Raw genomic sequence first — 16,064 nt, 5'->3', positions numbered from 1 at the left:
GTGATGAGTTTAAGGTAAACAGACACTGTAGCTTGTAAGTACGCTACAAATTGAACAACTTCCAAAGGTGACACTTTGTGCAGTTGTTCAATCAGGAAAGTCTCTTCTATGATAAGCTTAGGCTTTAACCCTACTCTTTGCTGTTACACACGGAACATCGATACGTAACACTGTAACCGATGCCGCCATCTGTTCGGTTATTTTAAAATCTCTGCCACTTTGCGTTTTCATCATAAGCTGCAATCCGAAAATCTTTTCTGAAATATCTTCAACAATAACTACTATTCCGTCTCCCATAATGCTTGCATATTCCGAACCGTATTTACACGGAACATCGCCGCCGGAGACAATTGCAACATTCGTTTCAAGTTCAATAAAAACACACGGGTTCTTTTTGATGATATCGAGTTTCCGGCCTTCTTTTGCGCAATGCACATAGAGAGTTAACTTACCGCCGGTAAATACAAAACCGTACTGCATTGGTACTACATACGGACGGCCGTTATCGATCATCCCGATATGTACTACTTTTGCCTGTTCAATAATCGACTTTATTTGTTGATAGTCGGTTACTTCTCTGTCAGATCTTCTCATAGGTAAGACTCCTTGGTACATACTATATACCATAAACTGTCTATTCCCAAGACTTACCACACGTTCTTACTTTTGAGAATACTGAAAGAAACAACCTTGGAGATGGCGACGAAAGCAGGAAATGGAATTTTGGAAAGCGAGATCGTACGGGGAATATCGATACCGCTGCCCGAATTTCAGTTGGAATATGTTGTGGAAGCTGAATTACATATTGAATTTGCTCTTATGCTGCCTAAAAAGCGAGGCGAAAAAACACAAAGCGAAATAGCCGATAAGCTGAATATTTCATATCAGTAATAACAATAACTGGAAAATCCGGAAAAGACGAACCCGGCGCTGCGAATCGCAAAGTTACAAAAAATATTCGGTTATAGATTTGTGAGTTTTTAAAAAACTTGACTCCTTATCCTGTCCTTGACAGTATCGTTAAGTTTCAGTATATTCGGTCACAGTGAAACCTTAGTAAGACTTATATAATACCGCTCGGTATTATATAAACGGTTATCATAAAGATAATTGCACTATGCAGAACTTCCTACTGCAAGTAAAGGGGTAAGGTTTCATTAGGAGACAATATGAAAATCTTACAATGCGGATATGGTCATATTGGGCAAGTTTTATTTCAAGACTTCCAAAAGATGGCCACGGCTTCAAAAGCGGCACTTTCCGTGTACGATCCTTACAGTCCAAATTGCCCATACAAAGTTAATGATTTACATGAGCATTACAATTTTGCTTTTGTCTGTGTTCCAACCGATAAAATGGATAGCGGCTCCGCAGATATTTCTATCGTTGTTGATCTTTGTAACCGAATCGATGCGGATGTGATTATTATAAAATCAACAATACCGGTAGATATTATTCGCTTTTTGCCTCAGAATGCTATTTTCTCTCCCGAGTTTACCGGTACTACGCCTCATTCAGGTTTACACAATTATGTAGTACTGGGCGGTTCACGTGGTTTATGCAACAAAGTAGCATATCTTTACACATTAATTCATAGTGCGGATTTTGAAATTATATATACGGATATAAAGACTGCCATTATTGCAAAATATATGGAAAATTGTTTTCTTGCTCTGAAAGTCACCTTTTGTAATGAAATTGCCCTTGCTTGTAAAAAAGAGGGGGTGGAATATGAAGATGTAAGAAATATTTTTATCAAAGATTCACGGATTAATGCCAGCCATACATTTGTATACGAAGAAACGCCTTATTATGATTCTCACTGTTTTAATAAAGATATCCCGGCGTTTAACGCACAGTTCAATTTACCGTTGATGTGTGCCGTAGAAAGAATTAATACGGATATGAAGAATGCTGTATTGAATAGAGCCGATGGGGTCAGCCATGAATAAGACTGATGACATAAATAACATTTTACCGGTTTATTACAGCATATTTATTACCGGTCTCCTTATCTCTAATGTACTAGGGTCAAAAATAGTAACGATTTACGGATTACGGATGCCTTCTGCAACTATAGCCTATGCCGTTACATACTTAATGACGGATGTCGTCGGAGAGTTATACGGAAAAAAAGCGGCTGATCGACTTGTGAAGATAGGTTTCATCTGTCTTATAATAAGCTTCTTACTGATCCGTTTAGCATTAATACTTCCGTCAGATAATGATACTTCCGCATTTAATCAAATTTTTAATTCTACTACCAGAATTATTATTGCAAGTTTATCGGGATATTTAATAAGTCAGAGTGTTGATGTGTTTATTTTCCATAAGATAAAATCTTATTCTGAAAAATATAAGTTTCTTCGAAATAATATAAGCACTATTATTAGCCAATTTATTGATACTGCGGTTTTCAGTTTTATTGCATTTTATGGTATTGTACCGAGAGTAGCTGATTTGCTGTATGGTGTTTTCTTTGCAAAAGTAATTCTTGCACTCTGTGATACTCCTTTTTTTTATCTACTGACAAGAAGATCGAAACAGTGCTATCAATGTTTCTGCCAAAATTTAGGAAGAAACGAGATGGTCAATATGGATTTATCGATTAAAAATGCCGATGACAAATAATTATAAAGTCGGAGTGCTTATTGCAACATCGATGGGGAGAAACGAACTACTGTTCTCGCGTGCGCTTCCTTCAGTTTTGTGCCAGACGAAAAAAGCTGACTGTGTTTTAATTGTTGATGACAATACCGACGAAACGGTGAGTGCTGAAGTGCGACATCGTATCAGTATGCGTAATGATGCCAATATTCATTACATCAAGAATACTAAAACATCAGGAATGAGCGGTACCGGAGCATGGAATTCCGGAATTGAATGGTATAATGCTCGATTTTTAGATACCGACTATATTGCTATTCTGGATGATGATGACAGTTGGGATATACGGTATTTGGAAAAATGCAAAAATGCCATTAGTGTTGGTTCATATGCCCCTGATTTATTGGCAGTATATCTGAAGCGAAGCGACTGCAAAACGGCGAATATCTTTAGTTATGAAGATTTGGTCGTTAACTCTTTTCTATGCGGCAATCCGGGAATACAAGGCAGTAATATGTTTATTCGTCTTGGAATACTGAATTGTATAGGAGGATTTGATGAAAGCCTTCCAAGCTGCACGGATAGAGACTTGATGATCAGGATACTTAAATGCGTATCAAAAGAAAATATTAAAATAATACCCGAAGTACTTGTTAATCACTATGCTTGGAATGGTTCCATAACATATAACAAAAAGAAGAAAGAACAAGGGCTTACTTTGTTTTTTGAAAAACATATACTGCTTTATTCGGAAGAAGTATTACGCAAGGCTTTGGATCGTGCCGAAAGCTTATTTTCATATACTAATCGAACGAATATTTTGAAGTTGTTTAATCTTATCCGGAATAATGCCGGTACTGAAAAAATTGTTATCGGTGTTGCGATTCATAACGGTCGAAATACGATAAGACGATGCCTAACTTCAATTCTTGAACAAAAAAATGTCAATGCACAGATATGGATTTTAATCGCTGACGATAACTCGACCGATTGTTGGGAAGAAACTGTAGAAGATTTGTTGATAAATCCGCAGATTATCATCACAAAAGTACAATATCAGAACGTATCAAAAACACGGAATCATCTTAATAAGTATATTGCAAAGTATTTTGGTGCCGTAAATTTAATAGGACGATTGGATTGTGATGATGAATATGCCGATCAATTTGTTCTTTCACACATTGAAAATTTAAAACGGCAAACCGATGCAGATGTTATTTTTGCAGGTAATTATCTGCGGCAGAATAATATGATTATTGATCGTATTAATAAAGCGAGCAAGAGGCTAAAAAATCCACAGTATCTTTTACAACGATTAAAAAGTATGGCAGAAGGATTCGCCGATTCCGAATTACCGTCTTGTAATATCTTTCTTACATTAAAGAGTCTTGAAGAATATCCTGATATTCCCAGTGCAGAGGATCATTTTTTATCAGTAAGAATATTACTCAGTCATAAACAATACAATATTGCTTTCGCCGAAGGTGTATTATTGACGATCTATAATTTAGATGGAAATATGACTGCGAATAATAAAAAAAAAGATGATTATAAACAAGCCAGAGAAAAACTTTATCAAGAAGGGATACGTTTATGGAAAATACTGAACGAAAAGAAAGAGCTCAAAACATATTAGCACGGTATGGCTTGAAAAATCTTACGTATCTTGGACAAGGTTTTGAAGGTGTTGTGTTTCACAACGGACAGCATGTGTATAAAGTTGTTCTACCATGGTTCACGGGTGGAAATAAATGGTACACATATCAACATCTTACATTCTTTTTCGAAAAAGAAACATATAAGTCCTTTTATCAACTGGAAGAAGTGATTGAATTTGAAGGATTGGTTATAGAGAAATACCCATATGAACCATCAAAGCCGGTCACAGCATTTACAGAAGATGATGTGATTAATTTCTTAACCGAGTGTTGGCAAAAAAAGATTGTCATTCGAGATTGTAAAAAAGAAAATTTTATTCGCGTCAACGGTATTATAAAACTAATAGATTTAGACGGATGTCAATATTATAATGATAGCCTGTTCTTAAATGCTTGTGTACGAATGTATATCTTTCTTCATGAAAATGATAACCCTGATTTAAAAAAACTACAACGAAGTGCAATTAATAATTTTGATCTTCCTGAATTAAAAGATTGTCGTACTTTTATAAATAAGATATTTGCAAATATTATGTATGAGGAATCAAAGACAGTCATTAATTCATTCGAGGTTGTTAAGAGAAAAGATCTTATTTATGAAAGTTATTCAATGCAGCAAATAGATAATCTCGAACAATTGTTTTTTAATAAAATCAAACAGCATTTATATCTATGTGATATTCAGATAAAGGATATACGACTTTCCGACAATAATACGTTTGTACCGGAGGCCATCATTGTCGGGTATAAAAAACTGCAACCGTTGCAAGACAAGGTTTCTCTATTGATTAAAACCTGCGCACAGGATGTTGAAACAATTGAACAGAATATAAAACATATTGTCAGGCAGCTTTCATGCCCAAATATATTCCATGAAGTCATTGTCTCTATCGACTCAAAAAAAGATAATTTTATTCGTCAATTTACCGAAAATGCCGATTTTGAGAAAGTTATTAACATAGTTGATACTTTAAAGAAAGAAGGCGTTATCGATAGATATTTTATATTCAATCCCGATTACACAGAGCGTATTAATTGGGATTGGTTCGGTTTGTCAACGAATCACACTCATTCGTCTTCAAATGTACCGATAAGTTCCCAGCTGTACGCTTTTGAGCAGTGCAGCGGCGACTATATTTTTCAAATGGATAGCGATGTGATGATTGGTCGAAGGGATATTGATCATTCGTATATGCAGGATATGCTTGCTGAACTTAAGAAAAATGAAAAAGTGATTTCCGTTGGATTTAATATTTGTAATTCACAGAGTAAGGCTTACTTCGGATTTGAGAACGGCGGATACGTGCCGGAAGTCAGAATGGGGCTTTTTGACAAGCAAAGAATGTTTAGGCTTCGTCCATTTCCGAATACATTAGATTGTGACGGTAGATTACAGTTAACATGGTATCGCTCGCTTGAAAAATTACAAAAAGAAACAGGATACTGTTCTATTCGAGGGGGGGATAACCGGACTTTTTATGTTCATCCTCAAAACTATCGGAAGAGTAACGCGTATAGTTGGATGAATATTCTTGATAGAGTAGAACAGAATATCATTCCGGATATTCAATATGATCATTTTGACTGCGAAGGTTCATTTTACGATTGGTGTACTCCGAAACGCAATGAGACAATGGTTGTACTTTCTTGTTTTAAAAATATTACTGTCGATAAATTTCTTCGGATGTGGTGTTCCTTAATAAGCCAAAGTTTTCAAGATTTCGGTATTTTGTTCTACGATGACTGCTCCGATAATGGTATGTCGCTTTTTATTGAACAAATAATTAAACCGTACCAGAATCGTATTACTTTCATAAAAGGGCGAACTCATTTACCTAAATTACAATGCGAATACATTGCGATTCACAAGTATTGTAATAATCCTGATTCTATTATTGTTTGCATTGATACCGATGATGCATTGATAGGACGTGAAGCATTATACGATGTATATAAAAAATATGAAATGTGGGGTGTTGATATGACTTGTGGACGGGTTCATCAAACCTATCGGTTGCAACCACATTATCGCTATCCGGTAAATTTTATGGAACCAAGAAAAAATGGCGGTAATGTCTGGCAGCATCTTAAAACATTTCGAAAATATCTTTTTGATTCAATTCCGATGTCATATTTTAAATATAATAATGCAGAATTAAAATATTCGCAACAAAAATGGTTTGAAAAGTGCGATGATTATGCCATGATGATTGCTATGGTTGAAATGAGTTCATCTCCTTTCCAAATGGATTTTATCAATTATTATTATGAACGCGATTATGAGAAGCGAAATGCGGATAGGGCTTTAAAAGAACAATGTATTAAAGAAATTCTTAGTAAAAGACCATTGACGGCCGCTACGTTGTATAAAAATAGAAAGATATTCAAGCCGAACCAAAATAAAATTGAAATAGATATTACTTTTGATTGCAATCTGAGGTGTGAAGGATGTAATCGTTCTTGCGGACTTGCCCCATCAAAAGATTATATGACAATCGAAGATATTGGCGCGTTTATCACCGAAAGTAAAAAACTACATCGAAGCTGGAGGCTCATTAATGTTTTAGGCGGAGAACCTACTTTACATCCCGATTTTATTGCTATTCTTAAAATGTTGCAAACAGAGTATGCTGATGTTTATAATAACGATGTGATTATTCAAGTTGTCTCAAACGGATTTACGGAGAATTCCAGAAGATTATGTAAAGAAGCGGAGCAATTTCAAAACGTGCGTATAGATTATGAATCATTTAAAACTAAAAATACCGTTGACTACTTTACTCCCTTTGCCGATGCTCCGGTTGACGACCCTGATTTTAATAGTGCGGATTTTGGTAAAGGTTGTTGGGTAACTTCATATTGCGGTATAGGACTCAATAAAAACGGTTATTTTGCCTGTTCCGTTTGCGGAGCAATCAGCAGAGTACTAAAAGACGGTGGCGGTATACCTTACTTAAAGGATGCTACGGAGGAAACATTAGTCGGACAATTAAAAAAGTATTGCCGATATTGCGGAAATTTTAAACACTATGCAGAAAGCGACGGTGATTTTTTACCCCGCTGCGAAAAAGCTCCTTTCAGAAATATTATTTCTCCGTTTTGGGAGAAAGTATATGGAAATTACAATGTTGAAAAATAAAAAAGTAGTATTGGTAACGGGTGGCGCGGGATTTATAGGATCAAATGTATGTTCGGCACTATTAAATCGGAACTGTCATGTAATATGTATGGATAACTTATTTTGCAGCACATTAAAAAATATACAATGCTTTAGCCATAATCCTGATTTTGAATTTATTGAACATGATATAACACAACCGTTTTCATTTTATGTAGATGAGATATACAATTTTGCTTGTCCGGCATCACCGAAATACTACCAAAAAGATCCTATCTATACAATGAAAACAAATGTTATCGGTGTCTTGAATATACTTGAACTTGCAACGCAACATCATGCAAAGATATTGCAAGCTTCGACATCTGAAGTTTACGGTGATGCACTTCAGCATCCACAGCAAGAAGATTACTGGGGAAATGTTAATCCTGTCGGCATCCGGAGCTGTTATGATGAAGGAAAACGGGCAGCAGAAAGCCTTTGTGTGGATTATTATAGACAATACAAAACGAAAGTTAAAATAGCCAGAATATTTAATTGCTACGGGCCGGGAATGCAAATGGATGACGGACGCGCTATATGTAATTTTATCGTACAGGCGCTACAGCATAAAGATATTACCATATACGGTACGGGAGCACAAACTCGAAGTTTTTGCTATATAGATGATTTAGTACGCGGTTTGCTTGCATTAATGGAAACTCCGGTAAAGATAACAGGCCCTATTAATCTTGGAACATCTGAAGAAATAACAATTAATGAGCTTGCTATGCACATACTCAAACTTTGTGAAACTAATGTAACCTGTAAATATATGGCATTACCTACGGATGATCCAAAACAGAGACAACCTGATATATCACTGGCAAAAAAAGTATTGCAGTGGCAGCCTGTTATACAGCTCGACAAGGGATTAGAAAAAACAATAGCGTATTTTAAAGACTTGCTTGCAATATAGATACTCTCAGATATGGACACGTGGGCGGTTCTGCTACGTTGAGCATTTTCAGTAGCAATGTTTTGCCTTTGGCAAAACTTGCAAGTTTAAGCGGCAATACCGCTTAAACATTGGCACGGATGCCGCGTGTATTAAGTAGAAACAAGTTTGACACCGGTCAAACTTGTGTTCAGCGAAGTACACGGATGTACTTCGCTGAACGAGCAACGAAGTAGATACACACATCCAGCGCTTTTGCAAAGAGACGGTATAGATGCTAGGAGCGTACAAAAAACACCCGCAGGCACGGTAAAAAATGTACGTCCTGTACATTTTTTACCTACGTGTTTGCTGCGCAAACACGCTGCTGCGTAGAACCACCGCCGTCCATGGCGGTTCTGATACGTCGAAGACTAATTTGTTCGCAGCAACGAAGTAGATACACACATCCAGCGCTTTTGCAAAGAGACGGCGTAGATACAAGGAGTTAGCCGAAAATAAAGCGCAGGCGTATTTATATACGTTGAGCATTTATTTTCGGCGTGCGACGCAGTAGATGCGCCGTATATTTGCAAAAGACTAGTCGACACGAAAAAGTTGAGATTTCTGATACACAGGGAAAAAGCGTTTTTGGCTGCCGTTTTCAAACTGCACGGTAATCACCAACTCGCCGCCGCTTTGCCTTGACTGTACGACATAGCCGTAGCCGTAGTCGTCGTGAAAGATCCGCTGCCCGCACTTCCATAATGCGGCTTCTTCATCGGCGGGAGAGGCAAAGTTTGCAATGGACTGTCCTATCACGTCGACAAGACCGCTGTCAATTTCCGCTAAAAAGCGACTCGGTTCCATATACGATAGCTTCCCGTACATCCGCCGTGCCGCGCAGCTGGTCATATACAGCGCGTCTTGTGCACGGGTACAGGCAACGTACATCAACCGCCGCTCTTCTTCCATATCTTCGGCGCTTTCGTCATTGCGCGGAAAAATACCGTTTTCAAGACCGGTGATAATCACATTGCGGAACTCAAGGCCTTTTGTGTTGTGCATAGTGATAAGCTGTACGGCATCGGCTCCTGCATCGGTTTCCGCAAGACTGCGGTCTAGTTCGATATGCTCTAAAAAGGAAGTCAGCCCGGTAGCCGAGCAGGGGTACAGTGAAGCGGTATTGGCAAGTTCCTGCAAGTTCGCTGTTTTCTGAGTGCCCATCACTTCATCTTGATTCCGGTGAAAAACACCCAAACCTGTTTGCTCGATAACTGCCAATACAAAGGCAGCGAGCCGCTCGCCCTGCTGCCCGTGTTTCTGCGTAACTGCCTGTTCAGAGGCGCCGGTGTCTATGGTAGTGCCGATTGGTGCATCAGACCACAGGTCGTCGGCTTGTGCATCGGCTTCCACTGCCGTATCAAACGCCGCAGCGCCGGCGGTATTTGCGGAATCGTATTCGGCAAGGAGGCTGCGGAGCGAATACAATGTATTTAAAAACTCCTGCAGCGCGGTACCTGCTTTCTTGGGTATCGGGAGTTTTGCTCCTGCGCCGAGCAGTACGGTAATATAGTCGGCTCCTTGTTGCGGCTGCTGTTGCGGTGTATCTTCTGTCTGTTGTCGCAAGGGTAGGGCAGTGGGTTCTTGCAGTTGAGTGAACTCCTGTTGAGCGCTTCTGCTGTCTTGTTCCGATGAACCCGCCTCTGCCGCTTCTCTTGCATTTGCAGGTGAATCTATATATGCGGATAAGCTTGCAAATGCAGCGCGGGCATACGCGACCAACTTATTTTGCGTTGTTTCGCCGATTCCCCGCGCGGGTTTATTCACCATACGGCGGAAGGCAATTTCATCTCGTCCGTTTGCGATGAGCGCCAAAAGAGCCAGCGCATCCTTAATTTCCTCGCGTTCGTAGAACTTGAGCGTACCAACTACTTTATGCGGAATTTTTTCGTGCAAAAAGGTGGTTTCAAAGTTGAGCGACTGTGCATTGGTGCGGTACAGGATTGCCCAGTCTGAGTACGAGCCGCCCGCCCGCACCGCCTTTTTGATGAGCTGCACACACAGCTCTGCCTCCGCATCTTGAGACGGTAGATAATAAAGGCTGGGCTTTTGTCCGCCGGTTCCGCGCGCTGCAATCAGCGTTTTACCGAGCCGTCCCTCATTGCGGGACACAACCGAGTCGGCGACGCGCAAAATCGGTTCATACGAGCGGTAGTTCCGCACCAGCCGGATAATCTTTGTATGCGGAAATTGACGGTCAAAGGTGAGGATGTTCTGCACCTCCGCGCCGCGGAACCGGTAAATAGACTGATCATCATCGCCGACAACACAGACATACGTGTCTTCGCCGGTCAGTTCCCGCAATAGCTGAAACTGAGCGCTGTTTGAATCCTGATACTCATCCACGAGGATTACTTTAAAGCGTCTATGCAGCTGTTGCGCAATAGCGGTATGCTCTTGCAGCAGCTGAACCGGCAGCATAATCAAATCTCCGAAGTCGGCATTCCCCGTTTCGCGGAGCCGCTGTTGATAGGCACGGTAGATTACAGCGAACTCAGGCGTGGGGTCGATCATCGTAAGCTGCGGGCTATCGGGTAACAGGCAATAATCTTTCGCGCGGGAGATTTTCCGTATAAAGCGCTGCGCCTCCTGCTTATTTAGCTGAGGCAGCGCTTTCATCAGCAGCGTTACCGAATCATCATCATCGTAAATCGTAAAATTGGGAGAAAGCCCCGCCCATTCGGCATACCGGCGCAGCATCCACGCACCGAAGGAGTGAAAGGTGCGGATACTCGACCTGCCTGCGCGTTCATCCAGCGCCCGTGCCCGCTCTGCCATTTCCCGAGCTGCTTTGTTGGTAAAGGTAACTGCCAAAATCGATTCAGGGAGCACACTCTGTTCTGCAATCAGCCACGCAATTTTTGTTGTAATAACCCGCGTCTTTCCCGAACCGGCGCCTGCCAAAATCAAAAGCGGCGAGCCGGTATGACACACGGCTTCAAGTTGTTCAGGATTTAAAACCGATAAATATCCGCACGTTTCTTCCATCGTTCTCATGTTACTTTTGGCTAAGATTTCCCGTCAGCAATTCTTTAAGTTGATCTAAAATCTGTCCGCCGCCGGTAATGGAAATTTGGCTGATCTTTTCGCTCATCTTATCGACATATTCAAGTTCTTTGAGCTTTAGCAGCAAGGGATTTTCTTCCATCAATTTGGCAGTGTTGAGGAGGCTCCGCGTCGAAGCGGTTTCTTCGCGGCGGGTGATGATATTCGCCTGCGCTTTCTTTTCGGCAATCAGCACTTGATTGACAATATCCCGAATCTCTCCCGGCAAAATAATATCTTTCAGTCCGCATGAAAGCACTTCGATACCGAATTGTGCTTGATAGGGTTTTAAGGTCTCCATGACAAAGGCATTGATTTCCTGTTTTTTCTGCAGCAGCTCATCAAAAAGGAGCGTGCCGATATACTCGCGCAACGCGAGCTGAAAGCACACATACAGCTGATTTTCATAATCGGCATTTGAAACCAGCGCAGTAACCGGATCGTTTATTTTATACCGGCACATAAAATTAAGCCGGAGCAGGATTTTATCCTTTGTCAATATTTCTTGCCCTGAAATTTCAAGTTGCCGTGCACGCATATCGGCTTTTATCACATTGATGGACTGAACACCTTTCCAGAAAAAATAATTCCCCGGTTCCAGTATTTTGATGAATTGTTTATCAAAGTAGAGAAGCCCCTTCTCGTATGGTTCAACTCCATAGCTGATAACGTAGGTTTTCAACACATCAGCAGTGAGGATATTCCGGTCAATATCCGCGCTGATTTCAGGATTGTTCAAATCAATCTGCTGAAATGTTTTAACGCGGCTATTATTCCAAAAAATATGCTGTCCCGGTGTCAACACATCTTTTAAAAGCTCATCCTCAAAATAGAGCGCAATATGACCGGCGCTTACGGTAACGGTTTCCGTTTGATTGCGGAATGCCTCGTCGGCAAGCAGTTCAGCCGGATCGCCTGCGGTATGCAGTTCTTCAAAAACGGAATGACATTCAAGCGTATAGCCTTGCCAATTCCAAAAAAGACCGGGCTTTAAGATTTTGATAAACTTTCCGTGCTTAAACAGTAATACTTTTTGATCATATCGAATATACATATTTACTCCCTGTGATAGCCGAGGCAATTGCCCTGAGATTAAAAAGAATACGGAAGACCTGTCCTGCCGTCGAAGAACGGATCGCGGCTTTAGGAATGCTGCAATGCTTCTATGCTCGGTACGGTTAGGTTCCCTTTCTAAAAAGAGAACCGTAGCAGCCTGAGCTTCGGCATCTGCGCTCCACATTCCGGTATCTGCTGCAATGCTAAGTTGTCCGCCGGTTGCCGTCTGCAAGCTCCTTACCTGACCCCGTACAAGTCCTCGGGACGGCACGGCATCGGATAGAAACGGTATACAAAAGCGCCGAGACATCAGCGCCTTTGCCGCAGACAGCGAGGGCAAGTATTCCGTATGTGTTGTGGTGCTTCTTTTCAGAAGCTGTGTTACCATACGCTGCGTGAAGTGCAGTTGGGAATCGAACCCAATTAGTCCAGCCGGGCGAGAGAGTGCTTTGCTCTAACTCGACACCGGGTTATCTCATATTTTTCACGGCAGAACGCAGGAGACTACCGTTCCGGCGCTGCTGTGTTCTGAATGAAACACCGCGTGAAAAAAACAGACATCTTATTGTATGAGTTTATCGAGGCCTTGACTAGGGGAAAGTGAAAGCTCAGGGCAAATACTTAAAATATGGTGAGTGTACTTGCCTTCTTTTTGCGAGCATTTCTAGAAATTATACCTGAGTTTTTTGCAGATGCCTATGATTGTATAACAGGCACTATGAGAAGTTCTCAGACGGCAGGGTGAAGGATATTGAAGACGAAATCCCGTTTGCCGTGCCGGAGGGTTGGGCGTGGTGCAGATTGGGGGAGATTTATTATCACACGACAGGAAAAGCATTAAAAAAATCTAATAAAAAAGGCTCCCTAAAAAAATATATCACCACATCGAACTTATATTGGGATAGTTTTGATTTCTCTGAAGTGAGATCTATGTATTTTACAGATGAAGAACTTGATAAATACACAATAAAAAAAGGTGATTTAGTATTATGCAATGGCGGAGATATTGGTAGAGCAGCAATTTGGAATTATGACGAAGATATTTGTTACCAGAATCATGTTTCTCGAATGCGTCCAAAGACCAACGGTATAGAAAATAGATTTTTTTTATATGTTTTAATGCTTTATAAAGAACAAAATATGCTTACCGGAAAGGGAATTGGCATTTCATCTCTTTCAGCAAGAGATTTATTATCTGTAATAATTCCACTCCCGCCCCTCGCCGAGCACAAACGCATCGTTACAGCAATCGAAGCAATCTTTACACAGATAGAGCTACTAGAACAAAACAAAGCAGATCTGCAAACAGCTGTCAAACAGGCAAAAAGCAAAATCCTCGACTTAGCTATCCACGGAAAGCTTGTTCAACAAGATCCCGACGACGAACCTGCAAGCGTGATGCTGGAAAAACTGCGTGCGGAAAAAGAGGCTAAAATCGCAGCCGGAGAGATAAAACGGAGTAAGAATGATTCGTATATCTATAAAAATTCTACTGATAATTGTTATTATGAGAAGTTCGATGGGGAAAGTGATGTTTGTATTGATAATGAGATTCCTTTTGAGCTTCCGAAAAACTGGCAATGGACAAAATTAGGACGAATTTGCGATAAGCTTGTAGATGGAGATCATAATCCACCTAAAGGTATCGAAGAAAAAACAGAATATATAATGGTTTCTTCACGAAATATTAATCATAACACAGTAGAAGACTTAGAAAATGTCAGGTATTTAACGAAAGAGATGTTTGAGGCAGAAAATTTGAGGACCAATGCTACAGCGGGTGATATACTTTTCACATCCGTAGGTTCATTAGGAAGAAGTTGCATTTATGACGGCAGCATAAATATCTGTTTTCAACGAAGTGTTTCCATTCTCAACACCAAGGTTTACAACAAATATGTGAAATTCTTTTTTGACAGTAATTTTTATCAAAATTATGTAGCTGAACATGCTACCGGTACTGCTCAAATGGGATTTTATTTACAAGAAATGGCAGAATCTTTTATTGCTATTCCTCCAATTTCAGAGCAAAAACGAATAGTTACAAAAGTTGAAGAAATATTTAATGCTTTAGACGATATTCAAAGCTATCTTGTCTAATTGGCTAAAAAGCTCATCAATTTTATCTAAAATCCGTTGTTGTGCAGCTAATGGCGGCAATGGAAATAAGATATGCTGAATATTTGTTTTGGTTAAACTTGGTAGAGTTGTACTGCTGTCTAGTGATGTAAAGTCAAATGATTTACAGAAATAAAATAGATATCGAGGTAGAATAATTGATGATGGTACAAGTCCAAAAGCGGTATCAACATTCCATGATTTTTCTTCTGTAAAGATTGGATTATTTATTGAACCTTTTCTCCCGATTATTGTGCAATTTTTAGGACAAATGTAATCATTAGCATATCCAATAATACCACCGCTTCCGTAAATGGGATATTTGCCTGCATCATCTTTCACTTTTGATTGATTTTTTCCATTGATTACATCAGCAATGTCACTAAAATAACACCATATCCATGCCTCAGGAATAATAGAATCTATTTCTATAGCTACCTCAGTCCCATCATCAAACTTCTCATAATAACAAGAACTCACACTGCAAGTATACTTTCCATATAAGCGATAAATCGCAAATCTTGTTTATTTGGAGGTCGTTATGGAAAACGGCGAAACTTTTGAAGCGTATCTGAAGAAAAGCAATCTTTCTCAGAATACTCTTACATCCTATGTATGGACAGTTAAATACTACACAGAACATTATGATTCTGTCAGCAAAGAAAATCTGCTTGCATACAAAGGCTATCTGATTGAGTTCTTTAAACCGAAGACGGTGAATTTAAGGATTCAGGGAATTAACAAGTATTTACAGTTTATCCACAAAGAACAGTTGCAGTTAAAGTTTGTAAAAGTTCAGCAGAAAAACTTTCTTGAAAATGTTATCAGCAATGCGGACTACCAGTTTTTAAAATCGAGTCTTAAAAAAGACGGAAATCGTGAATGGTATTTTGTTGTATGGTTCCTCGCAGCTACAGGAGCTCGTGTCAGCGAACTTATTCAAATAAAAGTTGAGCATGTAAAATTAGGATATTTTGATCTATATTCAAAGGGAGGAAAACTGAGGCGTCTTTATATTCCAAAAATTTTGAAGGAAGAAGCCTTACAATGGCTGGAATCCGTCGGGCGACAATCCGGCTATCTTTTTTTAAATCGCTTTGCAAAGCATATTACCACTCGCGGTATTGCACAGCAGCTAAAGAGTTATGCTAGAAAATACGGAATAAATGAAAAAGTTGTCTATCCGCATTCATTCCGGCATCGTTACGCAAAGAATTTTCTTGAAAAATTCAATGATATTTCTCTTCTTGCCGATTTGATGGGGCATGAAAGTATCGAAACAACACGCATTTATTTACGCCGCACCGCAAGCGAACAGCGGGAACTGGTTGACAGCATTGTAACGTGGTAAAAATCGGAACTGTCCAAAAATTTCAGTTTTTTGGGCGGTTCGTTTGCTTTAAATTATCCGTATGACTAACATTTGCTTAATATGTAATGACAAAGGCAATGACGGGTTAAACAGGAGGGAAATAATGTATCT

11 protein-coding genes and 1 pseudogene are annotated in these 16,064 nt (G+C 39.8%); 8 read left to right on the top strand and 4 right to left on the bottom strand.

Annotated elements, in window-relative coordinates; translation table 11 throughout:
- Nucleotides 1-117: 117 nt before the first annotated feature.
- Nucleotides 118-594, bottom strand: coding sequence for a pyridoxamine 5'-phosphate oxidase family protein (locus E4N69_RS08655; RefSeq protein WP_253823586.1), 477 nt, complete (start codon nucleotides 592-594; stop codon nucleotides 118-120).
- 12 nt (nucleotides 595-606) lie between these two features.
- Between E4N69_RS08655 and E4N69_RS08650 the strand changes: the two genes are divergently transcribed.
- The 6 genes from E4N69_RS08650 to E4N69_RS08625 all read left to right on the top strand — a co-directional run bounded on the left by E4N69_RS08650 (nucleotide 607) and on the right by E4N69_RS08625 (nucleotide 8,341).
- Nucleotides 607-891, top strand: coding sequence for a hypothetical protein (locus E4N69_RS08650; protein WP_253823585.1), 285 nt, complete (start codon nucleotides 607-609; stop codon nucleotides 889-891).
- A gap of 278 nt (nucleotides 892-1,169) precedes the next feature.
- The gene (locus tag E4N69_RS08645; RefSeq protein WP_253823584.1) at nucleotides 1,170-1,952 is read left to right on the top strand and encodes a Rossmann-fold NAD(P)-binding domain-containing protein; all 783 of its coding nucleotides are present in this window, start codon (nucleotides 1,170-1,172) and stop codon (nucleotides 1,950-1,952) included.
- Nucleotides 1,945-2,631 carry a queuosine precursor transporter gene (locus E4N69_RS08640; protein ID WP_253823583.1) on the top strand — a complete coding sequence of 229 codons (687 nt, stop codon included), beginning with the start codon at nucleotides 1,945-1,947 and terminating at the stop codon, nucleotides 2,629-2,631. Before E4N69_RS08645 ends, E4N69_RS08640 begins: the two co-directional genes overlap by 8 nt.
- Nucleotides 2,615-4,243, top strand: coding sequence for a glycosyltransferase family 2 protein (locus E4N69_RS08635; RefSeq protein ID WP_253823582.1), 1,629 nt, complete (start codon nucleotides 2,615-2,617; stop codon nucleotides 4,241-4,243). The genes E4N69_RS08640 and E4N69_RS08635 overlap by 17 nt, the downstream gene beginning before the upstream one ends.
- Nucleotides 4,201-7,404 carry a radical SAM protein gene (locus tag E4N69_RS08630; RefSeq protein WP_253823581.1) on the top strand — a complete coding sequence of 1,068 codons (3,204 nt, stop codon included), beginning with the start codon at nucleotides 4,201-4,203 and terminating at the stop codon, nucleotides 7,402-7,404. The genes E4N69_RS08635 and E4N69_RS08630 overlap by 43 nt, the downstream gene beginning before the upstream one ends.
- Complete coding sequence (locus tag E4N69_RS08625; RefSeq protein ID WP_253823580.1) at nucleotides 7,379-8,341, top strand: UDP-glucuronic acid decarboxylase family protein; 963 nt, start codon at nucleotides 7,379-7,381, stop codon at nucleotides 8,339-8,341. The genes E4N69_RS08630 and E4N69_RS08625 overlap by 26 nt, the downstream gene beginning before the upstream one ends.
- A 558-nt stretch (nucleotides 8,342-8,899) precedes the next feature.
- On the opposite strand, the gene E4N69_RS08620 is transcribed toward E4N69_RS08625, so the two are convergent.
- Both E4N69_RS08620 and E4N69_RS08615 read right to left on the bottom strand, forming a co-directional pair.
- Complete coding sequence (locus E4N69_RS08620) at nucleotides 8,900-11,350, bottom strand: ATP-dependent helicase (protein ID WP_253823579.1); 2,451 nt, start codon at nucleotides 11,348-11,350, stop codon at nucleotides 8,900-8,902.
- A gap of 10 nt (nucleotides 11,351-11,360) precedes the next feature.
- Nucleotides 11,361-12,851 (bottom strand): slipin family protein, encoded by a 1,491-nt coding sequence (locus tag E4N69_RS08615; protein WP_253823578.1) that lies wholly within the window; start codon nucleotides 12,849-12,851, stop codon nucleotides 11,361-11,363.
- 320 nt (nucleotides 12,852-13,171) lie between these two features.
- On the opposite strand from E4N69_RS08615, the pseudogene E4N69_RS08610 reads away from it, so the two are divergent.
- Nucleotides 13,172-14,563, top strand: a pseudogene (locus E4N69_RS08610) (restriction endonuclease subunit S); the annotation flags it as partial.
- Here E4N69_RS08610 and E4N69_RS08605 read toward each other — a convergent pair.
- Nucleotides 14,534-15,061 carry a restriction endonuclease subunit S gene (locus tag E4N69_RS08605; protein WP_253823576.1) on the bottom strand — a complete coding sequence of 176 codons (528 nt, stop codon included), beginning with the start codon at nucleotides 15,059-15,061 and terminating at the stop codon, nucleotides 14,534-14,536. The pseudogene E4N69_RS08610 and the gene E4N69_RS08605 sit on opposite strands and share 30 nt — an antisense overlap.
- 61 nt (nucleotides 15,062-15,122) lie before the next feature.
- Here E4N69_RS08605 and E4N69_RS08600 point away from each other — a divergent pair, with 61 nt between their 5' ends.
- Nucleotides 15,123-15,932, top strand: a complete 810-nt coding sequence (locus tag E4N69_RS08600; RefSeq protein ID WP_206182126.1) for a tyrosine-type recombinase/integrase — start codon at nucleotides 15,123-15,125, stop codon at nucleotides 15,930-15,932.
- Nucleotides 15,933-16,064: the final 132 nt, after the last annotated feature.

Origin of the sequence: Treponema sp. OMZ 906 (genome assembly GCF_024181185.1) — a bacterium.
Taxonomy (GTDB): domain Bacteria; phylum Spirochaetota; class Spirochaetia; order Treponematales; family Treponemataceae; genus Treponema.
Note: the sequence above shows the minus strand (reverse complement) of the source record. Positions and strands in the feature narration are given on the sequence as shown.

What these genes read in the sequence shown, in the direction of transcription:
- E4N69_RS08615 (WP_253823578.1), bottom strand. Translation starts at nt 12,851, where the DNA reads ATGGTAACACAGCTTCTGAAAAGAAGCACCACAACACATACGGAATAC.
- E4N69_RS08620 (WP_253823579.1), bottom strand. Translation starts at nt 11,350, where the DNA reads ATGGAAGAAACGTGCGGATATTTATCGGTTTTAAATCCTGAACAACTT.
- E4N69_RS08645 (WP_253823584.1), top strand. Translation starts at nt 1,170, where the DNA reads ATGAAAATCTTACAATGCGGATATGGTCATATTGGGCAAGTTTTATTT.
- E4N69_RS08600 (WP_206182126.1), top strand. Translation starts at nt 15,123, where the DNA reads ATGGAAAACGGCGAAACTTTTGAAGCGTATCTGAAGAAAAGCAATCTT.
- E4N69_RS08625 (WP_253823580.1), top strand. Translation starts at nt 7,379, where the DNA reads ATGGAAATTACAATGTTGAAAAATAAAAAAGTAGTATTGGTAACGGGT.
- E4N69_RS08635 (WP_253823582.1), top strand. Translation starts at nt 2,615, where the DNA reads ATGCCGATGACAAATAATTATAAAGTCGGAGTGCTTATTGCAACATCG.
- E4N69_RS08630 (WP_253823581.1), top strand. Translation starts at nt 4,201, where the DNA reads ATGGAAAATACTGAACGAAAAGAAAGAGCTCAAAACATATTAGCACGG.
- E4N69_RS08655 (WP_253823586.1), bottom strand. Translation starts at nt 594, where the DNA reads ATGAGAAGATCTGACAGAGAAGTAACCGACTATCAACAAATAAAGTCG.
- E4N69_RS08640 (WP_253823583.1), top strand. Translation starts at nt 1,945, where the DNA reads ATGAATAAGACTGATGACATAAATAACATTTTACCGGTTTATTACAGC.